Raw genomic sequence first — 24,512 nt, 5'->3', positions numbered from 1 at the left:
AGGGAAACAAAAACAAGTCCCTACTTTTGGGCACCATGCAGCTGTTAGTCTATTTGGAGCTGTCAATGTTTTAAATGGCGACTTTCTCTGCCAAGTAGCTGACAATTGTAAAGCCCCAGCTTTTCATTCCTTTATGAAGTATGTGCTCGACTATTACCCAAATAAAGTCATCATTATGGTGTTGGATCGTGCTCGTATTCATGATGCAAAAGAGTTACAGCCCTTTTTTGAACAGCATGAGGATCGACTCATTCGTTTCTTTCTGCCGAAGTACTCGCCCAATTTGAACCCCGTTGAACGGATTTGGAAATGGCTGAAAGAAACCGTCATCCAAAATCGATTCCATCCTAACAAAGCAGCTATTCAAGAGTCTGTTTCTTCTTTTCTAGCTTTTTTGGAGGGGGCATCTGAGCAAATTTTAAAAAGAATAGCCGGTGTTCATATGCCGGATTATTAAGTAAAACTTATATAGAGAGTAGAGTATTTTACGGGTTGAATGAATATTTCTTATCTTGCATATTGTCGAACGAAGTACTATCCTTTAAGATAATAAGCACAAAGCGTAATTCGATTAGAGGTTAAGGAAAGGAATCGGTTGAATTTATGAAAGAACATGTTGAGCGCGTATATGATGAGGCATATGACTTTATTGATCAAGCACTTCAACAAATTAGAAGCGTTGAATGCACTGAAGAAGCAGATGATGAAATAAAAGAAAAAAGACAGCGTACGGAAATTGCTTTGCAAGCAGCACGCGACATTTTAGAAAATATGATTATTCCGGGGAAGAAACTTACTTTTATTTATGAAAACGGCTCTGTTGTTGTAGAAATACCGGAAAAATAAATGAAAATCCCTTTGTTGTCGAGAATCTTGGACAACAAAGGGATTTTTTTGCTTGTACGATTATTTTGGAAGAATAAAAAGCTCATCAATTGATGCGTTGCTCTTTCGATACTGTCCAGGCGTTATATTTGTGGTTTTACGAAACACCTTCGTAAGGTAATTAGCATTGGCATAGCCGACATTTTCTGCAATCTCTTCAATTGAGTATTTTGTTTGGTTCAAAAGTTCAGCTGCTTTTTGAACCCGCATCTTTGTTAAATATTGAATCGGAGTCAATCCCGTTGTTTGCTTAAATAAGCGGCTGAAGTGATAGCGAGATAAATTTGCTGATTCCGCCATTTCATCTGGGCCGATTTCTTCATGATAATGGTTTCTAGCAAATAAGATAGAGCTAATAATGCTCTCAGGCCAGTCTTCAGTAAAGGAGTCCATATTCTTTACATATTGATAAAGCTCCATTACAAAGCGATAGCACAGGCTTGATGCATAAAATGGATCTGTAATGTTTTTTTCACTTGCTCCCTTATAGATTTGAGCCAGAAGCTGTATCGGTGCTGATTCGGGGTGGAATCGAATGACTGACTGGAACTTTGTTTTGATGTAATCCCAGCATTTTTTCACTTCATCACCATACAACGTTAAAAAGATAAATTCCCAATTTTCACTCTCTTTAGGTAAATAATATCTATAGTCTCCCGGCGTGCTGACAATAAAGGCTTTACCTGCATCTACCTTATATTGAGTTCCGTCTACTTCAATCATTCCATATCCAGACACTGTATATTGAAAAATATATTTCCCTACCTCTTTTCGCTGTTTCCCGCTCCAATTATAAAGAGGAGAGTATACTTCATCCCATCCCACTGACCATAGCTGTGCAACATCACTGGTACGGGATTCGAAGAAACGATAAGCATAGGTAGCATATTCTTTTGTTTGAAATTGTGGTAGCAAATTTTCACCTTCTTTTTTAAAAAATGTTGTTATTTATACTTTAACGTAATCGTTTTCATTTCGCTATATATATTTCACTTTATTTATGAAAATATTAAAAAAGGAGACTGAGACATAAGTAATTCAGTCCTTACTATACCTGAACGATTGAGAGTTCATAACTTTTAATCGTTCAGGTTTTTTGGTTGATTGTGAAAACAATGTTGGAAACAGGGTGGAATGGAGCGTAGGACACTCGACTCCTGCGGGAAAGAGAGGGAAAACGGAGATCCCGCAGCGCAGCGAGGAAGCTCAGGTTCCTCCCCGCGGAAAGCGAGTGACCGTAGCGCAATGGAACGAACGTGTTGAGACAAATCAAAGAGATGGGAACAGCGAGTGTTCGTCTTTTAGAAGCAATCATTTTGTTATGTCCCAAACTCTTTACATTCTCAAAAGATATCCACTGTTTTTATTAGCAGTGGGTGTTCATAATTGTAAGTTTGTTAGCAAGAAATTACCGTTTACAGGGATTATTTTTACCATTGAGAAAACGTGCTTAACGCTTTTAAAATAGAGGCATGAATACGTTTACAGATTGGCGATAACGATATAAAAAAGAAACAGGTGATGTGACATGATAGGTGAATTAATTAAAAAGTTTCAAGAAATCTTTCAAACAACGGAAAACGTTCGTTGTTTCTTCGCACCAGGACGCGTTAATTTGATTGGTGAACATACAGATTATAACGGAGGGCACGTATTTCCATGTGCTTTAAGTATTGGAACATACGCAGTTGTGCACAAGCGAAACGATCAGAAGGTTCGTATGTACTCGGCAAACTTTGAGGATAAAGGTGTAATAGAATACAAGCTTGATGAGCTTGTATTTGAAGAAGAACATGATTGGGCCAATTATCCAAAAGGAGTAATTAGCACATTTGTTAAAAATGGCTATGAACTAAGAAATGGATTTGACGTGTTATTCTATGGCAATATTCCAAATGGTGCTGGTTTATCTTCTTCAGCGTCTATCGAATTAGCAACGGCTGTTTTAGTAAATCAATTAGAAGAATTAGATATTGATATGGTCGAGATGGTTAAGATGTCACAGCAAGCGGAAAATGAATTTATTGGCGTTAGCTGTGGAATCATGGATCAATTTGCAATTGGAATGGGGAAAGAGGATAAGGCAATTCTGTTAAATTGCCAAACACTTGACTACACGTACAGCCCGCTTCAGTTAGAAAATGCAGTGTTAGTAATTGCAAACACGAACAAGCGAAGAGGGCTAGCAGACTCCAAATATAATGAACGCCGTTCTGAATGTGATCAAGCATTAGCAGACTTAAAAAGTAATTATGAGCTTGAGTCATTAGGCGATCTAACGAAGGCACAGTTTGAGCAGTTAAAACATTTGATTAAAAACCCAACGAATCAAAAGCGTGCAAAACACGCAGTTTATGAGAATGAACGAACAAAAGAAGCTGTGGTAAAGCTGAACAACGGTGATCTGCAAGGGTTTGGTTTATTAATGAACGAATCTCACCGCTCACTACGAGATGACTACGGAGTTACGGGAAAAGAATTGGATGCATTAGTTGAAGCTGCTTGGGTTCAAGAAGGTGTGATTGGTTCTCGAATGACAGGAGCAGGGTTTGGTGGTTGCACAATTAGTATAGTGAAAGAAAATAAGGTCGATTCATTTATTTCTGAAGTAAGCGCTGCTTATACAAAAGCAACAGGCTTACAAGCAAACTTTTACGTTGTTGAAGTTGGAGAAGGCGCACGAGAATTAGCGTTGGAAACGGTATAAAAGGAGGAGCAAGAATGGCTGTATTAGTATGTGGAGGAGCTGGCTATATCGGTAGCCATACGGTAGCAGAGTTATTGAATAAAGGGAAAGACGTAGTCGTTGTTGATAACCTTCAAAAAGGTCATAAAGAAGCGATTTTAGAAGGCGTACGTTTATATGTTGGCGATTTAAGAGATACCGAGTTTTTAGATGAAGTTTTTCAGGAAAACGAGATTGAATCGGTTGTGCACTTTGCAGCGGATTCTCTTGTTGGAGAAAGCGTAACAGATCCTTTAACATATTACGATAACAATGTGTACGGCGCACTTTGCTTGTTAAAAGTGATGAATAAACATGGTGTTAAGCACATTGTATTTTCATCCACGGCTGCAGCATATGGAGAAGCAAAGAACTTTCCAATTTTAGAAGATGATCCAACAGAGCCAACAAACCCTTATGGTGAAACGAAGCTAGCAATTGAAAAAATGCTGAAATGGTCAGAGAAAGCGTATGGACTTCGTTATGTTGTTCTTCGCTACTTCAACGTTGCAGGTGCTCATATGGATGGGAAGCTAGGGGAAGATCATACGCCAGAAACACACTTAATACCAATCATTTTACAAGTAGCTCTTGGAAAACGTGAGCATATCTCAATTTTTGGTGCCGATTACGATACGAAAGACGGTACGTGCATTCGAGATTATATTCACGTAACAGATTTAGCTGATGCGCATGTATTAGCGCTTGAAAAGTTAGCGCTTGACAATACAAGCGGTACCTACAATTTAGGGAACGGAAACGGCTTTACAGTTAAAGAAGTAATTGATGCTGCGCGTAAAGTGACGAATCATTCCATTCCAGCTATCGTTGCGCCGAGACGTGCGGGAGACCCAGCCAAACTAGTAGCATCTTCTCAAAGAGCAATGGATGAACTGGGTTGGAATCCACGCTATACGTCAATGGAGCAAATGATTGAAAGTGCATGGAAATGGTTTCAAGCACATCCGGAAGGGTATAAACAGCCTCAGCGATAAAAAGCTGTTAGAAAATAGCTTAGCCATAGATTACGGAACGAGAAGAGAGGAAGATTGTATGTCAGTCAACATTCATGAACAAATTCAAAGACTTATTCAATACGGATTGCAAAAAGAGCTTATAACAGCATGGGACGTTGATGTTGTTCGGAATAAGCTGTTAGAAATACTGCAGCTCGATGAATATATCCCAGCGGCTGTTAGCCAAGAAACCTATGAAAATCCAGTTGGTATTTTAGAGAAAATGCTTGATTGGGCGGCTGAACACAATCTAATAGAAGATACCATTACGTACCGAGATTTACTAGATACAAAAATCATGAGTAGTTTTGTGCCGCTTCCATCTGAGGTTAATCGCCGTTTTTATCAAACATTTCAACAAGAAGGCGCGCAGCAAGCTACGCAAGGTTTTTATCAATACTCAAAAGATGTTCACTATATTCGAACAAATCGAATTGCTAAAAATGAGGGGTGGCTGACTGATACACCGTATGGTCAGTTAGAGATTACGATTAACCTATCAAAGCCAGAAAAAGACCCGAAAGCAATTGCTGCGAGCAAGACGTTGAAGGAGAGCTCATATCCTAACTGTCTGCTTTGCAAAGAGAATACGGGCTATGCGGGACGTGTTAATCATCCAGCTAGACAAAACCATCGCATCATCCCTGTTGAACTTGCAGAAGAGCAGTGGTACCTGCAGTTTTCACCTTACGTTTATTATCAAGAGCATGCGATTGTCTTTTCCGGTGAACATACGCCAATGAAAATTTCATCGGCTACGTTTGAACGTCTACTATCATTTACGGACCAATTTCCGCATTACTTTTTGGGGTCAAATGCAGATTTGCCCATCGTAGGAGGATCCATTTTAACTCACGATCATTTTCAAGGTGGAAATCATGAGTTTCCAATGGCTAAAGCACACGTAGAAGCAACTTTTACAATGGAAGACTATCCGACAGTTAAAGCGGGAATTGTCAGGTGGCCGATGTCCGTTATCCGCTTGCAGAGCACTGATAAAAAGGAGCTAGTGGAATGCGCTAATCATGTATATAAAACATGGCAGCAGTACAGTGATGAAAGCGTTGGGGTTCATGCTTTCACGGGGGAAACGCCGCATAATACGGTAACCCCAATTGCGAGAAGGAGAGGAGAATTATTTGAGTTAGACCTTGTTCTTCGAAATAATCGAACGAGTATCGAGCATCCCGATGGTATTTACCATCCTCATCAAGAAGTCCACCACATTAAAAAAGAAAACATTGGGTTGATTGAAGTGATGGGACTTGCGGTATTACCGGGTCGCTTACAAGAAGAAATGCGTCTAGTCAGTGAATACTTGGTTAACGGAGATTGTACAATTCGAGATGAGCATGCACATATTCAAAAGCATGAAGCATGGATGAAACGGCTCCGAGAAAGCTATGAAGGCTTTACTAAAGAAAATGTCCAGCAAATTATTCGTAAGGAGCTTGGTACCACATTTATGACGATTTTAGAGCATGCTGGTGTATTCAAGCGAGACGAGCAGGGGAAAGAAGCTTTTCATCAATTTACAAAGCAGCTAAAAAAACAAACGGCACGTAGCGAATAACCTAGAAAATATTCTTACATTCATTTGATAAATAAACAGCTAAAGGGAGACTGAAAGATATGTATATTGGTGTTGACTATTATCCAGAACAATGGCCTAAAACAAGATGGGCAGAAGACGTACGCTTAATGAAAGAACTAGGTATTAATGTTGTGCGTATTGCTGAATTTGGTTGGCAGTTAATGGAGCCCGAAGAAGGAGTATATGACTTTTCACTATATGATGAAGCTATCGAACTATTAACAAGTAACGGAATCAAAGTAGTGCTTGGTACACCAACTGCTACGCCACCAGCTTGGATGATTCATAGCTATCCAGAAATTTTACCGGTTGATGAAAACGGAGTAACTATTTCCTTTGGAGCGCGTAGACATTACACGGTTAATAGTGGAAAATACCATCAGTTTACGAAAAAAATCGTAACAAAAATGGCAGAAAAGTATGGTCAACACCCTGACATCATCGGTTGGCAGGTAGACAATGAATATGGCCATGAAAAGTCAGATCGTAGCTATGGAGCCCTTGATCGCGCTGCTTTTCAATGCTGGTTAAAAGAAAAATACCAGACGCTTGATGAGTTGAATCAGCAGTGGGGAACGGTATTTTGGAGTCAAACGTATACGGACTGGTCACAAATTCCAACGCCGCGTAAAGTTTATCAAGAGCATAACCCGAGCCTTCTTTTAGACTTTGACCGCTTCTGTGCAGATGCTTATACGGCTTATAATAAGCTTCAAGTTGATATCTTACGCTCCATTGTTCGTAAAGATCAATTCATTACGCATAATTTTGTATTTACAGATCAAGCCATCAATCAATGGGATATGTCAAAGGATTTAGATTTTGTTTCGTTTGATAATTACCCTGTCTGGGGCGGTTTAGCTGAACCAATTAAGCCAGCAGCAATCGCTCAGCAGCACGACTTATGTCGCTCTGCAAAAGGCGGAAAAAACTTTTGGGTAATGGAAGAATTATCGGGAGCGCAAGGGTGGAGTCGTATTGGCTACTTACCGCGTCCAGGTCATATTAAGCTGTGGACGTATCAAGCGATTTCTCGAGGAGCAGAAGCAATCGTTTACTTCCGCTGGCGTGCAGCTCAGTTCGGGACAGAAGAATTTTGTCATGGGATTTTAGATCATGATGGGTTACCAAAGCGCAAGTATGAGGAAGTAAAAGAAGTTATTCAAGAACTAAAAACGTTTGGTGATGAGTGGATTAATGCGTCATATGAAGCGGAAGTAGCAGCTTACTATGATATTGAGAATGCATGGGCGTGGGGAATTCAACCTCAAAGTGATGCATTTGCTTACAAGCAAGAATTTCTTCGCTTCTATCGCCCTGTGCATAGTGCAAACGTATTAACAGACTTGGTTACGGCTGCAGATGACTTAGCGCGCTACAAAGCGGTTATCGTGCCAATTTACTTCCTAACAAATAGTGAGTTTACGGAGAAGTTAAAGCAGTTTGTTTCAAATGGTGGAACAGCTATTTTATCTTACCGTGCAGGTGTAAAAGAAGAAAACAATTTTGTCACGGGACAAACGCTTCCAGGTGTATTATCAGAGTTTACGGGTATTCAAATTCATGAATATGAATCCCTACAAACATCACAACAAAATATGGTTGTAGGCACAAAAGGTACGATAAAAGAGCAAGAGTCAACAGCAACGATTTGGTGTGACTTAATTGAGCCAACAACAGCTGAAGTGCTGGCAGAGTACAAAGGTTGTTTCTGTGAAGGCACTGCTGCTATAACTAAGAATAGTTTTGGGAAAGGCACTGTTTATTATATCGGTACAGCGCTTGAAGATGCTATGTTAGATGGATTATATGATGATATCTTAGCTGAAGCGCAAGTAGACACATTTAAAACAAATGGTGAAGTTGAAGTTGTAAAAAGAGGTCAATTCTATAGCTTTTTAAATCATTCAACAACAGAGACAACACCAGTTGAACTTCCAGATGGAACATGGAAGACTGCCGCAACAAATGAGCTTGTAAAAGGTGAATTAATGCTGAAGCCGCTTCAAGCAGTGGTGTTAATTAACGAATAAAAAGAGTTTGGGACATAACAAAATGATGGCTTCTAAAAGACGAACACTAGCTGTTCCCATCTCCTTGGTTTGTCTCAACACGTTCGTTCCATTGCGCTACGGTCACTCGCTTTCCGCGGGGAGGAACCTGAGCTTCCTCGCTGCGCTGCGGGATCTCCGTTTTCCCTCTCTTTCCCGCAGGAGTCGAGTGTCCTACGCTCCATTCCACCCTGTTTCCAACATTGTTTTCACAATCAACCAAAAAACCTGAACGATTAAAAGTGAGAAACTCTCAATCGTTCAGGTATGGTAGAGGCTGAACTACTTATGTCTCAGTCTCTTTTAATGATGAGTGTCAATAGGTTCGTTTGGAACACCGGCTTCACCAAGTACAACAACTAACAGCGTAAATACCACGCTGATAATCGAAGCGGTTGCAAAATCAAACGCTTGACCAGACATAGAAGAAATAACATAAACCGACATGTTAATTAATAAAAATCCCCAAAATAAAGCAGCAATAATGCGCACAACTTTCACCCCATTCACAGTACAGTTTGATTTTATTTTATCATAGCGTTTACAAAGAAGAAATTGAATTTTTTATGAATAGTATTTTCTATTCAGTGCGTTTATACACAGAGTCCTTTTTTGTTAAAAAAATGTATAGCGTATTGATAAACTCATGAATAAATAGGCATTCGAATCGGTCACATTGTGACGCTTTGTCATAAGCTGTATGAAAGGAAAGTAGCTTTTTATACGGAGGATCAGTCATGATGCATCGATGTTTTTTTAGTCTAGATACTCAATGGAATGTCGTACATGTACCAGAAAAGCCGAATGGTTTCGGTGTGTTAGTACTTGGTGATAAAGACCACTTTGTTGAAAGCTCTACAAGTCTTTGGATTCAGCATGGTGGCAGATCTCAACTGCTGCAATATTTACAAGATGAAGGCTATACTGTTTTTTATTCAAACTTATACGGACGCCATTGGGGCAGCCCGAAAGCCAACCGCTTAGCCAAACAGTTATATCACTTGGTTATGAAACAAGAAATCTTAAATAAACGCATTCATATTTTAGCCGAAGGTATGGGAGCATTGCTTGCCATGCAATTAATGGAAGGCGGAGAAACGTTTATTCGATCGGTAGCTCTTTTGAACCCGTGTATTGATTTGCATACGCATGCTAGTCATGAGAAACAGAATAAATTTTTTTACAAGCAATTTACAAGAGATATGACGCTAGCCTATGATGTAGAGCGTAAACAAGTTGCGAAAATGATTGCTCAGTATCCTACATGTGAACAATTAACGTCTACACTGCCTGTGAAAATTTGGACGACTGCTAATGAAGTCACCCACTATCCGCTTATTCACAGTAAGCAGTATGAGCAGCATCGCTTAAGCTTACAATCACCGATTTCATTGTCGCTTTATCTAGTGGGAAAAAAATATTTGTTTGAACGTTCGCTTTTACAATTTTATAAACTAAATGAAAAAGTGTTATAAGGAGAGCTCCTATGATTATACATATCATAGGAGCTTTTTTTCTGAATAAGATTGGGGGAGAAGAAATGGGGAATTTTGTAGTGATAGGAGCGAACCGCTTTTTGGGGTTCCACCTTTGTACGGCGCTATTAGAAAATGGAGAAGAAGTGAGCGGATCTGTTCATAAAGCTCATACTTCAGAAACGAGTTTGCAAAATGAAATGGGGTTGCTGCTAGGACGAAATGCTAATTTTGAAAAGCGAACGGATCGTGATGTTCTAGAGATGATTACATCTGAAACAGATGCTGTATACTTTGCATACTTTGACGGTGGCGACTTTTATCATGATGATTTTTTACGAGAAGAGATGAATAATGCATATCAAACGCTGCGTGATGTAGTAAAAAAATGCATTCAGACTCATACCAAGCTAATCTTTACGTCATCTTTACGCGTATTTGGAAAAAAACAGCTAAAAGTAAGAGAAGAAACGAAGCCTGAACCTGACAATAGTGAAGGGCGCCTTTTTCTACAGTTTGAGCAGCTTATTGATAAGTATTGCGAAAAAGGATTAATGTGCATTATTGTCCGAATACCAAACTTGTATGGCCCATGGCAGCCGCTTTCTATGTACTATTCGCAGCTATTAAGCAATCAAAAGCCAGCGGATATAAGAGAAGGTACCGATTATATTGCGTATATTGAAGATGTTGTACCTGCTTTTTTAAAATGTAAAGAAGAAAGAGCAAATGGAAACGAAGTGATTCACTTACTTGATCAAAAAATAGAAAAGTGGGAAGATGGTGCACAGTTACTGAACAAAGATTACGTAGAGGAAAATAGTCGACATGAAGCGTATGAGTATAGTAAAAAAGCAAAAACACTTTTAAACTATGAAACAAAAACAACCTTAAAAGAGGGGATTCGCGCTCAAAGAAGGCATATGAGAACATTCTTCTAGTCATAGTGATGACTTATTAAAAACAGAAGCTATACTGGTTGTACTTTTGCATAATAATCGCTAATATAAAATGTGAAACGAAAGAACAGATTCTTTATATGAAGGAGAAAGAATGATGGAACAACAAATGCAGTTTATGCAAATCGCAATGAAGTATTTACCAGAAGCAAAAGAGATTTTAGATCAAACAGGCGTAGAGCTTTCTATGGAGCACGTTCAGCCAGTTTTAGGGCTTTTAACAAAAGTAATGAATGATGCTTATGAACTTGGTAAAGAAGATGCGTTAAAAGAGCAGAATGAAAAATAACAGTCCACTCTGGACTGTTATTTTTTGTCGAGGAAGCGATCAAGGAGTGGAGAAAGCTCAAGCAGTAGGGGAGCCAATTCATCGATTGAAACGATAATCTCATCAATTTGAGTAAGCAAGGATTCCCAGTCTACTTTTTCTTCCTCTTGCTTAGGAGAACGACCAAACATCACTTGTGAGAAAAAGTCAGGTGAGCGTCTGCGCGCCATGTTGTCTCATCCTTTCTTGGTAAGAGTAAAAACATTGCGTATAAACACTATATGTAGAAGCCATTAAATTCGACTAGGACAAACACCTATATAGACAAAAAATAAAAAATGAAGTAAAATTAGTACCAACTCATAATATTTGATTATATAAACTGTAAAAGATATAGAAACGATCATCTTAGTAGCGAGGATTGATCAAAAAAGGCTGCTTTGTTCCATAAAGGAAGTCGCGTTAAGGTGTGTAGTTCCCACATCTTCTATAAAAGGAGTGAAGAATATGAACGCTGGTGTAATTGGAATTGGACGTTATGTACCAGAGAAAATTTTAACAAACTTTGACCTTGAAAAAATGGTTGATACTTCAGATGAGTGGATTCGTACAAGAACGGGTATCCAAGAAAGACGAATCGCTGCAGATAATGAAGATACATCTGATTTAGCGTATAAAGCGGCAGTAAATGCACTAGAAAATGCAAATATATCAGCTGAAGACCTTGATATGATCATCGTCGCAACCGTGACGCCCGACCAGCCGTTTCCAACGGTTTCTTGTATGCTACAAGAAAAGCTAGGGGCGAAAAAAGCAGCAGCTTATGACGTGAGCGCAGCTTGTGCAGGCTTTATGTATGGTGTTATTACCGCAAAGCAGTTCATTGAAACGAATGCTTATAAGAATGTCTTAGTGGTCGGTGTTGAAAAGCTTTCAAAAATTACAGATTGGAACGATCGTAATACGGCCGTGTTATTTGGTGACGGTGCTGGTGCGGTTGTTGTTGGACCTGTATCAGAAGGTCGAGGCATTTTATCATTTGAACTAGGTTCAGATGGTACGGGTGGAAAGCATCTGTATCAAGATGAACATGATCATATCATCATGAACGGCCGAGAAGTATTTAAATTTGCGGTGCGCCAAATGGGTGAGTCAGCTATTAATGTTCTTGATAAAGCTGGGTTATCAAAAGAAGACGTGGATTTCTTAATCCCACACCAAGCGAATATTCGCATTATGGAAGCGTCAAGACAGCGATTAGATTTACCAGAAGAAAAGATGTCAAAAACGATTCAATACTATGGGAATACATCTGCTGCGTCAATTCCGATTTCAATTGTGCATGAATTGGAGCAAGGTAAAATTAAAGATGATGATCTACTCGTAATGGTAGGTTTTGGCGGCGGCCTTACATGGGGTGCAATCGCAATTAGATGGGGAAGATAATTGTAGATAATTTCTTGAAGGAGATGAAGCTAACATGAGTAATAAACGTGTTGTTGTAACAGGTCTTGGAGCGGTAACGCCGTTAGGAAATAACGTGGACACAACTTGGGAAAATGCAGTTGCGGGTGTATCAGGTATTGGCCCATTAACTCGCTTAAATCCAGAAGAATTTCCTGCAAAAGTAGCTGCGGAATTAAAAGATTTTAATGTTGAGGAATTTATCGACAAAAAAGATGCACGCAAAATGGACCGCTTTACGCAGTATGCGTTAGCAGCTTCCAAAATGGCTGTTAAAGATGCGGACTTAACCATTACAGACGAAATTGCACCAAACGTAGGAGTGTGGATCGGATCTGGAATTGGAGGAATGGAAACGTTCGAAAACCAGTTTGAAACATTGCTTTCAAAGGGTCAGCGTCGCGTAAGCCCATTCTTTATTCCAATGATGATTCCGGATATGGCTACTGGTCAAGTATCAATTGCTCTAGGTGCAAAAGGGGTAAACTCTTGTACTGTGACGGCATGTGCAACTGGTACAAACTCAATCGGAGATGCATTTAAAGTTATTCAGCGCGGAGATGCTGATGTGATGATTACGGGCGGAACAGAAGCACCAATTACAAAGCTGTCGATCGCTGGATTCTGTGCAAACAAAGCGCTATCAACGAATCCCGATCCAGAAAAAGCTTGTCGTCCTTTTGATAAAGACCGTGATGGCTTTATCATGGGTGAAGGTGCAGGAATCGTTGTCTTAGAAGAGCTTGAACATGCGCTAGCACGCGGTGCACGCATATATGCAGAAATTGTTGGCTATGGTTCTACAGGCGACGCGCATCATATTACAGCGCCAGCTCCAGGAGGAGAAGGTGGTGTTCGCGCAATGAACAAAGCTATTGCTGATGCAGGTCTTGAGCCACAAGATATCAGTTACATTAATGCTCATGGTACAAGCACTGAGTATAATGACAAGTTTGAAACATTGGCGATTAAAGAAGTGTTTGGAGATTATGCTAAATCAGTAGCGATCAGCTCAACAAAATCAATGACGGGTCATTTACTAGGAGCAGCTGGTAGTGTCGAAGCAATCTTTAGCGTAAAAGCTATTGCTGATGGTGTTATTCCACCAACAATTAACTATGTGACGCCTGATGAAGAGTGCGATTTAGACTATGTTCCAAATAAAGCTAGAAAGCAAGAAGTGAAGGCAGTATTAAGTAACTCTTTAGGCTTTGGTGGTCATAACGCAACGATTATCTTTAAAAAATATGAAGCTTAATAGAAAAAGCGCAGCGGCTAATCCGCTGCGCTTTTCAGATTGACGAGAAACCTGTAAGGTTCTCGTCAACATAAAAAAGCTGTTTTACATGGGTAAAACAGCTTTTTTATGTTGAAAATACAGAAACCAAAAAAACGTCTCCTACATAAGATGAAAGCGACAGTAATTTAAATTGAAGGTGATATAATGCCGGTTGTCGCTACGTTAAAATGGACAAAAGAAAAAGAAGTTGTAACCCGCCTTGAGCGTTATTTTAAAGATTTATCAAAAGACAAATTCTTAGATGTTTTAGTCGGATATGGAATGTGTCCACCTTCATCAACCTTTATGCTTGAATTAGAAAAGATAGGAAAGAGACATACTCTTTGGAAAAAGGTAAAGAGGAAATTTGAGCTGTTGAAGCATGAGTGGGGAGGACCAGATGTGCCGGTATTTCTACTGCCAAGCAATCCTCATAATCATAAAATGCAAAGAGAATTTCATGGCAGAGCAGGAGTGGCGTTTACAGATAAAATTTTCGTACTGTTAACTAATCAAACGACTGATGAAGAAGTTCTCTCTGTTTTAACACACGAATATCATCATGCTTGTCGGTTAATGCAGATGAAAAAAAGTGATCGAACCATTACTTTATTAGATGCCATGCTGATGGAAGGCTTAGCTGAATTAGCCGTAAAAGAGCATTGTGGAAAGGCGTATTTAGCACCTTGGACATCTTATTATACGTATGAAGAAGTAAAAAGGTTTTGGAACAAGTATGTAGAGGGATATATAGAATTAACACCTCGTGATAAAAAATACGATGATTTATTATATGGCCATAAGTGGTACCCAACAATGTTAGGATACAATATTGGGTATCAAATGATTAGTAAAGTGTCTCAGCAGTTTGGGTATGACACACAAAAATTTTTTCAGTTTACATCAGAAGAAATTTTAAGAAAATCAACCTTTTAACATGAAATCAATATATGTGTTTGTCAGAAGGTCTGACAAACACATATATAATAGTAGAAACTCGAAAAAAGTAAAATAATTAGAGATACAAAAAGCTTTGAAAAAATTAGAAAGAAAATAGTATGTTTTGGAATAAAACTTCCTTTGTTTGCCTATACTGAGGGGTAACAAACAGTTAGTAAGTGAGGGGTAAAAAATGCTATATCTTCATGATGTATGGGTTAATTGGTTTGAAGGCGAAGAAAATGGTTACAATGTTTGTCATTTTCATGAATGGCGAAAAGATGATTGTGTGGAGTTGCTAGATCAAGCGCCGTTGTTAAAAGTAAGTCCTTTATTATTCAGTTATATTGAAAATGATCTTTCCGAATTACCTCAACAGTTACTACAAGATGTTTATCAAAAAGCTTATATTCGGAAAAATCATGAGCGTACGCAAGTAGAGTATTGCTTTATTGTAACAGATGGAACGAATATCCTAGCAGTGGATACAATGGGATATCAAATTCCAATTCGTAAAAGCAGGCTTATTCCAAGACAGGAACAGCTTGTGTATGAAATGATTGCTGATCAAGAAGTAATCGATTATAAATTTACAGAATCTGAATTAGTTAGCAAAGAATATCATATTTTATCGCCATCACCTGTAACAATGAGCGGGCTAACTCGAAAAGAGCGCCAGTTAAAGCAGCTGTTGTTCATGGCATTAGATCAACTACATACAACGAAAAACACAGCTCAAATTCGCTATTGGTATACAGAGTGGAATCCAACGGAATACGAAGATATTCAAATCATGTCATTTGAAGACGTTTGGTCCAAGCTCTATGAAGAAACAAAGCGAGGGTGGTCATCGAAGCATCGTCAATTATGTGAGCATCTTATTAAAGGACAACCTTTCTTTGAAAAGCTTTGGGAGATTGAGCAAGAGCCAAAAGTAAACTAAAAAAGCTGTGCAGATTTTCCTGCACAGCTTTTTTATGGTTTGTTTTATCGTTTGCGTCCCAATCCCATAGCATTGCGCATTTTACGCAGCATTTTATTAGCGACGAAATTTGCCTTTTCAGCACCAGCATCTAGTATCTGGTCTAACTCTTCTGAATCAATTAGCTCATAGTAACGCTGCTGAATTGGTGCAAGTGCTTCGACAACAACTTTTGCTGTGTCGGCTTTAAAGTCACCGTATCCTTTTCCGTCATACATTCTTTCGATTTCCTCAAGTGATACATTTCCAAGGATTGAATAAATGCTCATCAAGTTTGAAATTCCAGGCTTGTTTTCTTTGTCAAAACGTACGATGCCTTCTGAATCCGTAACAGCGCTCTTAATTTTCTTTTCAATAACTTTTGGCTCATCCAAAATGGTAATGAACGCTTTTTGGTTTGGATCTGATTTACTCATTTTCTTCGTTGGTTCTTGAAGAGACATCACACGCGCTCCCACCTTCGGAATACGCACTTCAGGAATAGTAAAGATATCATTGTATTTTTTGTTGAAACGTTCAGCTAAGTCACGCGTTAATTCTAAGTGCTGCTTTTGGTCCTCACCAACAGGTACTAGATCTGTTTTGTATAGTAAGATATCGGCTGCCATTAAAGGTGGATATGTTAATAATCCTGCTGAAACAGCTTCTTTTCCAGCAGATTTATCTTTAAACTGCGTCATGCGCTCAAGCTCACCGATATAAGCAACGCATTGAAGCATCCATCCAGCTTCAGTGTGAGCTGGAACTTCTGATTGAATAAAGAGCGTTGATTTTGTTGGGTCGATGCCGACTGCAATGTAAAGCGCAGCCAGGCTACGAATGTTTTTTCGTAAAGCTAGTCGATCTTGCGGTACTGTAATAGCATGCTGGTCAACAATACAAAAATGACAGTTATAATCATCTTGCAGCTCGACGAATTGTTTCATTGCTCCGATATAGTTTCCTAGTGTAATTGTACCGCTTGGCTGTATGCCTGAAAATATAGTTTGCATAACGTACTTCCTTTCTTTTTTGAAAATAAAAAAGGTTTATGCAAGCCTAGCCGGAGCTAGGGACGCATAAACCGTGGTACCACCCTAATTAGATTACAAAGTAATCATCTTCATTTACATAACGCCAATTAGCGTTCAAGCTTTGCACTTGAAAGCTCCAAAGTCCATTCCATAGGCTTCATTGTTTGTTTACACCGACCACAAACTCTCTAAAAATGAAGGAACTATGTACTATTCTTTTTCATCGCTTTACAGTATGAAATTTTTCAGTTTGTAGTCCATTATAACGCGATTTTTAAAAAAATTAAACCGAAATCTTGAAAAAAAACATTTGCAAGTAAATCATTTTATGCTATATTTTTTGTAACATTATTGCAATACCTATTCTACAAAAAAGATTTTAGATGTCTGACAAGAAGTCATAATCCTTATAAAACCGGCTTTTGTAGGGGGTAGCAAAAAAATACCAGTAAATAATAGTATTGCAATAAATTTTTAAAATATTTATAATAGGCGTAACAAACATATTTTTTACAAAGATATTACAATATCTTAATTTTTCGGAAAATATAAAATAGAAAATGTTTTATTACAACTAGGTAGCACGTCTTTTCTTAATGAATGGCATACATATACATGCATGTACCACCGTTTTAAGAATTAAGGCATTCTTTTTGCTACAGGGGCTTTAATGCTCTACCAGGTGAAAAACTTTCTGACTATTTTGTATTGAAAAATGATTAAAAATTATGTTTGTCAGTCATACAATTCCAATGGGGGGTAAGATTCAATGAAGAAAAGATTATCCATTCTTTTCAGCATGCTGCTGGTAATGAGTCTTTTCTTGGCTGCGTGTGGATTCGGCGATAGCGATTCTGGGAGCGGCAAAGAAGGCGGTAGCGGCGACGGTTCAAAAGAACAAGCGCTTCGCGTAAATATTAAAACAGAACCATTCTCTTTAAATCCAGGTTTAGCAAATGATAACGTATCTGGTAACGTATTACGTCAAACATTTGAAGGTTTAACTCGTTTAGACAAAGACGGTAAACCAACAGAAGCAATGGCAGAAAAAATTAACGTAAGTGAAGACAAATTAACTTACACGTTCAAAATTCGTGAAGATGCAAAATGGACAAACGGTGACCCTGTAACAGCACAAGATTTCGAATATGCTTGGAAATGGGTTTTAGATGCTAAAAATGAATCACAGTATGCTGAAATGCTTTACTATGTAAAAGGTGGAGAAGCAGCACACAAAGGTCAAGGAAACATTGATGATGTGGGTATTAAAGTCGTTGACGATAAAACTTTAGAGGTAACGTTAGATCACGTAACTCCATATTTCTTAGAGTTAACAGCATTCTACACGTACCTCCCTGTTAACAAAAAAGTTGCTGAAGCAAATGACAAATGGTACACAGACGCTGGTGAAAACTACGTATCAAACGGACCTTTTAAAATGTCTGAGTGGAAGCATAGCGATGAAATCGTATTAGAAGCAAACGATACTTACTGGGATAAAGATGCAGTAAAACTTGATAAAATTAACATGTATATGATTAACGAGCCAAGCACTGAACTTTCAATGTTTGAAAAAGATGAGTTAGATTGGGCAGGTAACCCAATTGGGCAACTTCCAACTGACGCAATTCCTCAGTTAAAAGATAAAGGTAACTTAAACATTGAAGTGAAAACTGGTACTTACATGTACAAGTTTAACACTCAAGAAAAAGCTTTAAGCAATGCAAAAATTCGTAAAGCATTAACTTATGCAATCGACCGTAAAGCGATTGTAGAAAACGTTACAAAAGCTGAGCAAGTTCCAGCATTAGCAATGGTTCCGCCACAAGCATATGGTGACGAAAAGAACGAACTATTCAAAGATGCTGATGTTAAAGAAGCGAAGAAACTTCTTGACGAAGGTTTAAAAGAACTAGGTATGTCTGAATTACCTGCAATTAAGATTTCTTATAACACAGATGAAGGCCACCAAAAGATTGCACAAGCAATTCAAGATATGTGGACTAAAAACTTAGGTATTAAAGCTGAATTAAACAACCAAGAGTGGAACGTTTACATTGATGAGTTACAAAAAGGTAACTACGAAGTTGGACGTATGGGTTGGATTGCTGACTTCAACGATCCAATTACGTTCTTAGAAATGTTCAAAGATAAAGACGGCGGAAACAACGATACGTTCTGGGAAAATGCTGAGTACAAAAAACTAATCGATGCTTCTCGCGGTGAAACGGACGTTGAGAAACGCTTAGATATCTTAAAACAAGCAGAACAAATCTTAATGGATGAAATGCCGGCGGCACCAATCTATTACTACACTGATGCTTGGATTCAAAGCGATAGCTTAAAAGATGTTACTGTATTATCTACAGGTGATGTACAGTTCAAATGGGCTCACTTTGAGTAATAACTAGCATTAACAAGTATATGGGGGTGATCTCTTACCCCCATATACTTTTCTGTTTAAAGAGCGAAAAATGTTAAATTATGGAGGTGTTTGTCGGTGCTTAAATATATTAGTAAACGTTTGTTGTACATGTTCTTATCGCTTTTCCTTATTGTTTCAGCAACGTTCTTCTTAATGAGAGCAGCACCTGGGGGACCATTCTCAGCAGAGAAAAAGCTTCCGCCAGAAATTGAAGCAAACCTAAATGAATTTTACGGGTTTGACCAACCACTATATGTTCAATACTTCGACTATCTAAAATCTGTTGCAACCCTTGATTTCGGACCATCGTTTAAATACAAGGGCCAAACGGTCAATGATTTAATTAGCAACGGCTTTCCAGTTTCATTTATGCTAGGAATGGAAGCTATTTTATTAGCGCTTGCATTTGGAGTGTTGTTAGGAGTCATTTCCGCTTTAAAACATAATAAATGGCAGGACTACACGGCGATGATTATTGCAGTACTTGGAATATCGGTACCAAGCTTTATCATGGCAACGGCATTACAATATATCTTTGCTATGAAACTAGAATTATTTCCGGTTGCACGTTGGGAATCATGGGCACATACGTTTTTACCAGCCCTCGCTTTAGCATCTACTCCAATGGCGTTTATCGCAAGGTTAACGCGTTCCAGTATGCTTGAAGTTCTAAATAATGATTATATTCGAACAGCAAAAGCAAAAGGTTTAAGTAAACCAGTTATTACGGTGAAGCACGCGATGCGAAATGCAATGTTACCAGTTGTTTCTTACATTGGACCACTGACAGTGGATATTTTAACAGGAAGTTTCGTTATTGAAAAAATCTTTGGTATTCCAGGCTTAGGTCTTCACTTCGTAACAAGCATTACAAACCGTGACTACACGGTTATCATGGGCGTAACAGTCTTCTATAGTATCTTATTACTAGCGTCTGTTTTAATCGTTGATATTCTATACGGATTAATTGATCCACGTATTAAGCTAAGCGGCGGAAAGAAAGGAGCGTAACGAGCGATGCAACAAATTCCAAAAAATATGTTTGAACCAGCATCAGTTGATGCAAACGAAGCAGAGAAGATTTCAAAGCCTAGTTTATCGTTTTGGAAAGATGTAGGCTTACGCTTTCGAGAAAATAAATTAGCGATGTTTGGTGTTGTATTACTAGCTCTATTAGTTTTCATGGCAATTTTCGGGCCAATGATGACGCCTTATGACTACAAAACAAATGACTTAATGAATACGAACCAACCACCTTCATCGGAACATTGGTTTGGAACAGATGACCTTGGTCGTGACGTGTTTACAAGAACATGGGAAGGTGCACGTATCTCGTTATTTATCGGTTTATCTGCTGCTTTAATCGATTTGTTCATCGGTGTTATTTGGGGAAGCATTTCTGGATACCGCGGTGGACGTACAGATGAAGCAATGATGCGTTTTGCAGATATCTTATACGGTGTTCCATATTTACTTCTTGTTATTCTTTTAATGGTTGTGTTAGAGCAAGGCTTAGGTACAATGATTCTTGCGATGACCATCACTGGATGGATTAACATGGCGCGTATCGTTCGCGGACAAGTACTACAGTTGAAAAACCAAGAGTACGTGATGGCAGCTCAAACGCTTGGAGCCGATACAAAACGAATCCTATTTAAGCACTTAATTCCAAACTCGATGGGACCAATTTTAGTAACAATGACGTTAACAATTCCATCAGCAATTTTTACAGAAGCTTTCTTAAGTTATTTAGGACTAGGTGTTCCCGCACCACTTGCAAGTTGGGGAACAATGGCTTCGGATGGATTACCAGCATTAGAATACTATCCATGGCGTTTATTCTTCCCAGCAACGTTCATTTGCTTAACAATCTTAGCATTTAACGTAATTGGTGACGGACTGCGCGATGCATTAGATCCAAAACTACGTAAGTAAGGAAGTGAAACCTATGTCACGTTTATTAGATGTAAAAGATTTGGAAGTTTCATTCCAAACATACGGTGGAGAAGTTAAAGCTGTGCGAGGTGTTAACTTCCACTTAGATAAGGGTGAAACGCTCGCAATTGTAGGTGAATCGGGCTCAGGGAAAAGTGTAACATCACAAACAATTATGCGCCTTATTCCAATGCCACCAGGTCGAATTAATAAAGGTCAAATTTTATTTGACGGTATTGATCTTGTAAAGAAAACAGATAAGCAGATGGAGGCAATCCGTGGAAAAGATATCGGGATGATTTTCCAAGATCCAATGACATCTTTAAATCCAACGATGAAAGTTGGTAGTCAAATTGCTGAAGTACTTGTTAAGCATTCTAAAATGTCAAAAACACAAGCAAAAGAGCGTGCGATTGAGCTATTAAAGCTTGTTGGTATTCCATTTCCAAATCAGCGTGTTAACCAATATCCTCACGAATTCAGTGGTGGTATGAGACAGCGTGTTGTAATTGCAATGGCATTGGCATCGGATCCAAAGCTATTAATTGCCGATGAGCCAACAACAGCTCTTGACGTAACAATTCAAGCTCAAATTTTAGAATTGATGAAAGATATTCAAAAGAAAACAAATACATCTATTATTTTCATCACGCATGACTTAGGAGTAGTAGCTAACGTTGCGGATCGCGTTGCCGTTATGTATGCCGGTCAAATCGTCGAGACCGGTACAGTGGATGAAGTATTCTATAATCCACAGCATCCTTATACATGGGGACTACTTGCTTCAATGCCTAGCCTTGACAGCGATACAAAAGAAGAGCTGGCTGCAATTCCGGGAACACCGCCAGATTTAACGAATCCACCAAAAGGCGATGCGTTTGCTCCGCGTAATCCATATGCGATGAAAATTGATTTTGAGCAAGAACCACCAATGTTTCAAGTATCGGATACGCATTATGCGAAAACATGGTTATTACATCCAGATGCACCAAAAGTAGAACCGCCAGCATCTGTGACAAGCCGTATGCGTCCAGTAAAAGGAGCTTATACAAAACCAGTTTTATCTCGAAAGGACGGTGAATAAGATGGCTGAAAAGTTACTAGAAATTAAAAATTTAAAGCAGCACTTTCCAACATCAAAAGGAACGATTAAGGCTGTTGATGGTCTGACATTCGACATCTACAAGGGGGAAACATTAGGTCTTGTAGGAGAGTCTGGTTGTGGTAAATCAACAACGGGTCGTACTATTATTCGCCTTTATAACGCAACGGATGGTGAAGTGTTATTTAACGGTGAAAATGTTCACGGTCGTAAGTCAAAGTCTGAACTGAAGAAATTCAACCGTAAAATGCAAATGATTTTCCAAGATCCATATGCATCACTAAATCCACGTATGACGGTAGCTGATATTATTGCAGAAGGAATTGATATTCACGGTTTAGCAAAAAGCAAAGAAGAGCGTATGAAAAAGGTTCAAGCCCTTCTTGAAACAGTAGGATTAAACCGAGAGCACGCAAACCGCTACCCACATGAATTCAGTGGTGGCCAACGCCAAAGGATTGGAATTGCTCGCGCACTAGCTGTTGAGCCAGACTTCATTATTGCTGATGAGCCAATCTCAGCACTTGATGTATCAATTCAAGCTCAGGTTGTTAACTTAATGAAGAAGCTACAGCGTGAACGTGGATTAACATACTTATTTATCGCCCATGACCTTTCAATGGTAAAATACATTAGCGATCGTATCGGCGTAATGTATCAAGGTAAAATTGTAGAGCTTGCGACAAGCGAAGAGCTATACCGTAACCCCATTCATCCTTATACAAAAGCATTGCTGTCAGCAATCCCGTTGCCAGATCCGGATAGTGAGCGTACGCGTCTGCGTCAAGTATATGATCCAAGTATTCATAATTACGATGGTGAAGAGCCTGAACTTCGTGAAGTATCATCAGGACACTACGTATCTTGCTCACAAACCGAGTTTGCTAAATACACGAGTTGACAAAAACGATCTCACAAGAGGTCGTTTTTTCTGATTATATAGGACTAGAAAATCATGTCATTTACTCTGACATCTTACTTTAAAAATATTATACATGAAAGTAGGATTAAATACTATTAAAAATTTTCAGAAATTTATAACATCGCTTTCTTTATGCATATAAAACTTCTTAAAATCAATATTTTTCCATTTTTTATTCTGTATCTTGTATAAATATAAAAAGTGAACAATTGTTGGATAGTTCCTTTTTAGAAAGATTATAGATCAGATAGAATGTCTATATCTTCACGATTTTTATCTAGTACTAACACTTCGTCAACAGGTTGGTATTTTTCACCATAAATTTCTTTATCTTTGTAAGTATGAATTAATTCATACGTTTTTTTCATGCTGTTTAAAATACTCTCTTCGCTTTCTTCAGTAGGAGACCAGTAGAGGATTTCCATTTGATTGACTTCGTTTGTCGCTAGAGATCGACGTTTGTAACCAATAGAAGTCGCGTGCTTAAAACCTTCTCTTTTGTAGAAGTGAAGACGTTTTTCACTGTCGGAATCAGCATAGTCAACGGGTTCAACTTCTAAAATAATTGGCTTTTGATGATCTTTAAGCTTGTTGATTAATTTTCCACCTAACCCTTGTCCTCGCGCATCCTTTGATACAAATAAGTAATCAACAAAGATAAACTCATCCGTTTCGACATACATCAAGACGTGGTGAGGACCTTCATCTTTGTTGTAAATTTCACTTTGTTCACTTAATAGTAGCTCTAAATGCTTCTTCGATTTCATTTCTTCTATAGGAAAGTATTGACTTAACTTTTCATACCAATTCATAATACCCCGTTGCCAAAAACCTATAAAAATCTATAAGCAATGTTTATTTCCTGCTTCTTTGTATCTGCTTTTGCCGAAGCTACTCACATTTGATATGATACTCCACAGGCGTTAATTCGGGTACAACGAACCCTACACATTAGTAGTGTCTTGTAAGTGACTAAGCTACTAATTCTCCATATTTAGCTAAATTTAACGCAGCATTCATATCTCTATCTATCTCTAATCCGCAGTCACACTTGTAAACTCTATCAGATAATTTTAAATCTGATTTAATTTGTCCACAGCACGAACATGTTTTAGAAGATGGGAAGAAACGTCCAACTTGTATAAATTCAATTCCATATTTTTCACATTTATATTTCATTTGACGGAGAAATTCATACATCTTTTGTTTGGCTACTGCTTTGGCTAAATGACGATTTTTCATCATTCCAGCTACATTCAAATCTTCCATCACAACTTTACAAGGTTTGGTTTTCACGATTGTATTTGTTGCTTGATGAATGTGGTTATTTCTAATATTTGATAATCGTCTGTGTAGGTTTCGTATTTGCTTTTCGATTTTTATAATGTTACACGTTTTGACAAATCGGCTTCCCTCCTTATGCATCTCATATTTTCGAGAAACGCTTCGCTGTAACCTACGTAATCGTTTCTCAATTT

The 24,512-nt window shown here is 38.5% G+C and carries 26 protein-coding genes and 1 other annotated feature; of the genes, 19 read left to right on the top strand and 7 right to left on the bottom strand.

Features of this window, described 5'->3' with window-relative positions; translation table 11 throughout:
- The coding region (locus tag AC1UFB_RS05110; protein ID WP_482588682.1) for an IS630 family transposase at nucleotides 1-457 on the top strand (457 nt) is incomplete at its 5' end.
- Between the two features lie 146 nt (nucleotides 458-603).
- Entirely contained in the window at nucleotides 604-846 is a 243-nt protein-coding gene (locus AC1UFB_RS05105) for a hypothetical protein (RefSeq protein ID WP_025908171.1), read from the top strand.
- Between the two features lie 60 nt (nucleotides 847-906).
- Here AC1UFB_RS05105 and AC1UFB_RS05100 read toward each other — a convergent pair whose 3' ends face one another.
- The gene (locus AC1UFB_RS05100) at nucleotides 907-1,800 is read right to left on the bottom strand and encodes an AraC family transcriptional regulator (protein ID WP_025908170.1); all 894 of its coding nucleotides are present in this window, start codon (nucleotides 1,798-1,800) and stop codon (nucleotides 907-909) included.
- A gap of 214 nt (nucleotides 1,801-2,014) precedes the next feature.
- Here AC1UFB_RS05100 and AC1UFB_RS05095 point away from each other — a divergent pair, with 214 nt between their 5' ends.
- From AC1UFB_RS05095 to AC1UFB_RS05075, 5 genes are read left to right on the top strand one after another with little or no spacing between them, the layout of a single operon-like run.
- Nucleotides 2,015-2,353, top strand: a complete 339-nt coding sequence (locus tag AC1UFB_RS05095) for a hypothetical protein (RefSeq protein WP_062686727.1) — start codon at nucleotides 2,015-2,017, stop codon at nucleotides 2,351-2,353.
- Between the two features lie 60 nt (nucleotides 2,354-2,413).
- Entirely contained in the window at nucleotides 2,414-3,592 is a 1,179-nt protein-coding gene (locus AC1UFB_RS05090) for a galactokinase (RefSeq protein ID WP_061785433.1), read from the top strand.
- Nucleotides 3,593-3,606: 14 nt separating this feature from the next.
- On the top strand, nucleotides 3,607-4,605 hold the full coding sequence (galE, locus tag AC1UFB_RS05085; RefSeq protein WP_061785434.1) for a UDP-glucose 4-epimerase GalE: 999 nt from the start codon (nucleotides 3,607-3,609) through the stop codon (nucleotides 4,603-4,605).
- A gap of 58 nt (nucleotides 4,606-4,663) precedes the next feature.
- Nucleotides 4,664-6,199, top strand: a complete 1,536-nt coding sequence (gene galT, locus AC1UFB_RS05080) for a UDP-glucose--hexose-1-phosphate uridylyltransferase (protein WP_100348023.1) — start codon at nucleotides 4,664-4,666, stop codon at nucleotides 6,197-6,199.
- Between the two features lie 59 nt (nucleotides 6,200-6,258).
- Entirely contained in the window at nucleotides 6,259-8,253 is a 1,995-nt protein-coding gene (locus AC1UFB_RS05075; protein WP_482588679.1) for a beta-galactosidase, read from the top strand.
- Nucleotides 8,254-8,299: 46 nt separating this feature from the next.
- Here the strand turns inward: AC1UFB_RS05075 and AC1UFB_RS05070 are convergent, their stop codons facing one another.
- On the bottom strand, nucleotides 8,300-8,461 hold the full coding sequence (locus AC1UFB_RS05070; RefSeq protein WP_482588677.1) for a hypothetical protein: 162 nt from the start codon (nucleotides 8,459-8,461) through the stop codon (nucleotides 8,300-8,302).
- A 113-nt stretch (nucleotides 8,462-8,574) separates the two neighbouring features.
- Nucleotides 8,575-8,763: a YjzD family protein gene (locus tag AC1UFB_RS05065; protein ID WP_025908164.1), complete on the bottom strand. Its 189-nt coding sequence runs from the start codon at nucleotides 8,761-8,763 to the stop codon at nucleotides 8,575-8,577.
- A 245-nt stretch (nucleotides 8,764-9,008) separates the two neighbouring features.
- Between AC1UFB_RS05065 and AC1UFB_RS05060 the strand changes: the two genes are divergently transcribed.
- The 3 genes from AC1UFB_RS05060 to AC1UFB_RS05050 all read left to right on the top strand — a co-directional run bounded on the left by AC1UFB_RS05060 (nucleotide 9,009) and on the right by AC1UFB_RS05050 (nucleotide 10,994).
- Complete coding sequence (locus AC1UFB_RS05060) at nucleotides 9,009-9,746, top strand: alpha/beta hydrolase (RefSeq protein WP_328101107.1); 738 nt, start codon at nucleotides 9,009-9,011, stop codon at nucleotides 9,744-9,746.
- A gap of 65 nt (nucleotides 9,747-9,811) precedes the next feature.
- Complete coding sequence (locus AC1UFB_RS05055) at nucleotides 9,812-10,687, top strand: NAD-dependent epimerase/dehydratase family protein (protein WP_482588675.1); 876 nt, start codon at nucleotides 9,812-9,814, stop codon at nucleotides 10,685-10,687.
- Between the two features lie 112 nt (nucleotides 10,688-10,799).
- Nucleotides 10,800-10,994 carry a ComZ family protein gene (locus AC1UFB_RS05050; RefSeq protein ID WP_025908161.1) on the top strand — a complete coding sequence of 65 codons (195 nt, stop codon included), beginning with the start codon at nucleotides 10,800-10,802 and terminating at the stop codon, nucleotides 10,992-10,994.
- A 17-nt stretch (nucleotides 10,995-11,011) separates the two neighbouring features.
- Here the strand turns inward: AC1UFB_RS05050 and AC1UFB_RS05045 are convergent, their stop codons facing one another.
- Nucleotides 11,012-11,203, bottom strand: coding sequence for a hypothetical protein (locus AC1UFB_RS05045; RefSeq protein ID WP_025908160.1), 192 nt, complete (start codon nucleotides 11,201-11,203; stop codon nucleotides 11,012-11,014).
- Nucleotides 11,204-11,480: 277 nt separating this feature from the next.
- Here AC1UFB_RS05045 and AC1UFB_RS05040 point away from each other — a divergent pair, with 277 nt between their 5' ends.
- The 4 genes from AC1UFB_RS05040 to AC1UFB_RS05025 all read left to right on the top strand — a co-directional run bounded on the left by AC1UFB_RS05040 (nucleotide 11,481) and on the right by AC1UFB_RS05025 (nucleotide 15,598).
- A complete protein-coding gene (locus AC1UFB_RS05040; protein ID WP_025908159.1) occupies nucleotides 11,481-12,419 on the top strand; it encodes a beta-ketoacyl-ACP synthase III in 939 nt (312 codons plus the stop codon).
- Between the two features lie 34 nt (nucleotides 12,420-12,453).
- On the top strand, nucleotides 12,454-13,695 hold the full coding sequence (gene fabF / locus AC1UFB_RS05035; RefSeq protein ID WP_100348020.1) for a beta-ketoacyl-ACP synthase II: 1,242 nt from the start codon (nucleotides 12,454-12,456) through the stop codon (nucleotides 13,693-13,695).
- A gap of 186 nt (nucleotides 13,696-13,881) precedes the next feature.
- Complete coding sequence (locus AC1UFB_RS05030) at nucleotides 13,882-14,652, top strand: DUF2268 domain-containing putative Zn-dependent protease (RefSeq protein ID WP_025908157.1); 771 nt, start codon at nucleotides 13,882-13,884, stop codon at nucleotides 14,650-14,652.
- Between the two features lie 196 nt (nucleotides 14,653-14,848).
- The gene (locus AC1UFB_RS05025; RefSeq protein ID WP_482588673.1) at nucleotides 14,849-15,598 is read left to right on the top strand and encodes a DUF3603 family protein; all 750 of its coding nucleotides are present in this window, start codon (nucleotides 14,849-14,851) and stop codon (nucleotides 15,596-15,598) included.
- Between the two features lie 44 nt (nucleotides 15,599-15,642).
- Here AC1UFB_RS05025 and trpS read toward each other — a convergent pair whose 3' ends face one another.
- Nucleotides 15,643-16,629, bottom strand: a complete 987-nt coding sequence (gene trpS / locus AC1UFB_RS05020) for a tryptophan--tRNA ligase (protein WP_328101105.1) — start codon at nucleotides 16,627-16,629, stop codon at nucleotides 15,643-15,645.
- Between the two features lie 55 nt (nucleotides 16,630-16,684).
- Nucleotides 16,685-16,883 (bottom strand) — a binding site (T-box leader).
- A gap of 536 nt (nucleotides 16,884-17,419) precedes the next feature.
- Between trpS and AC1UFB_RS05015 the strand changes: the two genes are divergently transcribed.
- The 5 genes from AC1UFB_RS05015 to AC1UFB_RS04995 all read left to right on the top strand — a co-directional run bounded on the left by AC1UFB_RS05015 (nucleotide 17,420) and on the right by AC1UFB_RS04995 (nucleotide 23,013).
- A complete protein-coding gene (locus AC1UFB_RS05015) occupies nucleotides 17,420-19,054 on the top strand; it encodes a peptide ABC transporter substrate-binding protein (RefSeq protein WP_482588672.1) in 1,635 nt (544 codons plus the stop codon).
- A gap of 96 nt (nucleotides 19,055-19,150) precedes the next feature.
- Nucleotides 19,151-20,086: an ABC transporter permease gene (locus tag AC1UFB_RS05010; protein WP_482588670.1), complete on the top strand. Its 936-nt coding sequence runs from the start codon at nucleotides 19,151-19,153 to the stop codon at nucleotides 20,084-20,086.
- A gap of 6 nt (nucleotides 20,087-20,092) precedes the next feature.
- Complete coding sequence (locus AC1UFB_RS05005; protein ID WP_025908152.1) at nucleotides 20,093-21,010, top strand: ABC transporter permease; 918 nt, start codon at nucleotides 20,093-20,095, stop codon at nucleotides 21,008-21,010.
- A 13-nt stretch (nucleotides 21,011-21,023) separates the two neighbouring features.
- Nucleotides 21,024-22,094 carry an ABC transporter ATP-binding protein gene (locus tag AC1UFB_RS05000; protein ID WP_025908151.1) on the top strand — a complete coding sequence of 357 codons (1,071 nt, stop codon included), beginning with the start codon at nucleotides 21,024-21,026 and terminating at the stop codon, nucleotides 22,092-22,094.
- A gap of 1 nt (nucleotide 22,095) precedes the next feature.
- Complete coding sequence (locus tag AC1UFB_RS04995; RefSeq protein WP_138117358.1) at nucleotides 22,096-23,013, top strand: ABC transporter ATP-binding protein; 918 nt, start codon at nucleotides 22,096-22,098, stop codon at nucleotides 23,011-23,013.
- A gap of 257 nt (nucleotides 23,014-23,270) precedes the next feature.
- Here the strand turns inward: AC1UFB_RS04995 and AC1UFB_RS04990 are convergent, their stop codons facing one another.
- Entirely contained in the window at nucleotides 23,271-23,846 is a 576-nt protein-coding gene (locus tag AC1UFB_RS04990) for a GNAT family N-acetyltransferase (protein WP_482588668.1), read from the bottom strand.
- A gap of 160 nt (nucleotides 23,847-24,006) precedes the next feature.
- The coding region (locus tag AC1UFB_RS04985; protein WP_482588667.1) for an RNA-guided endonuclease InsQ/TnpB family protein at nucleotides 24,007-24,512 on the bottom strand (506 nt) is incomplete at its 5' end.

It is taken from the genome of Priestia sp. KCTC 13724, from assembly GCF_056820425.1.
Note: the sequence above shows the minus strand (reverse complement) of the source record. Positions and strands in the feature narration are given on the sequence as shown.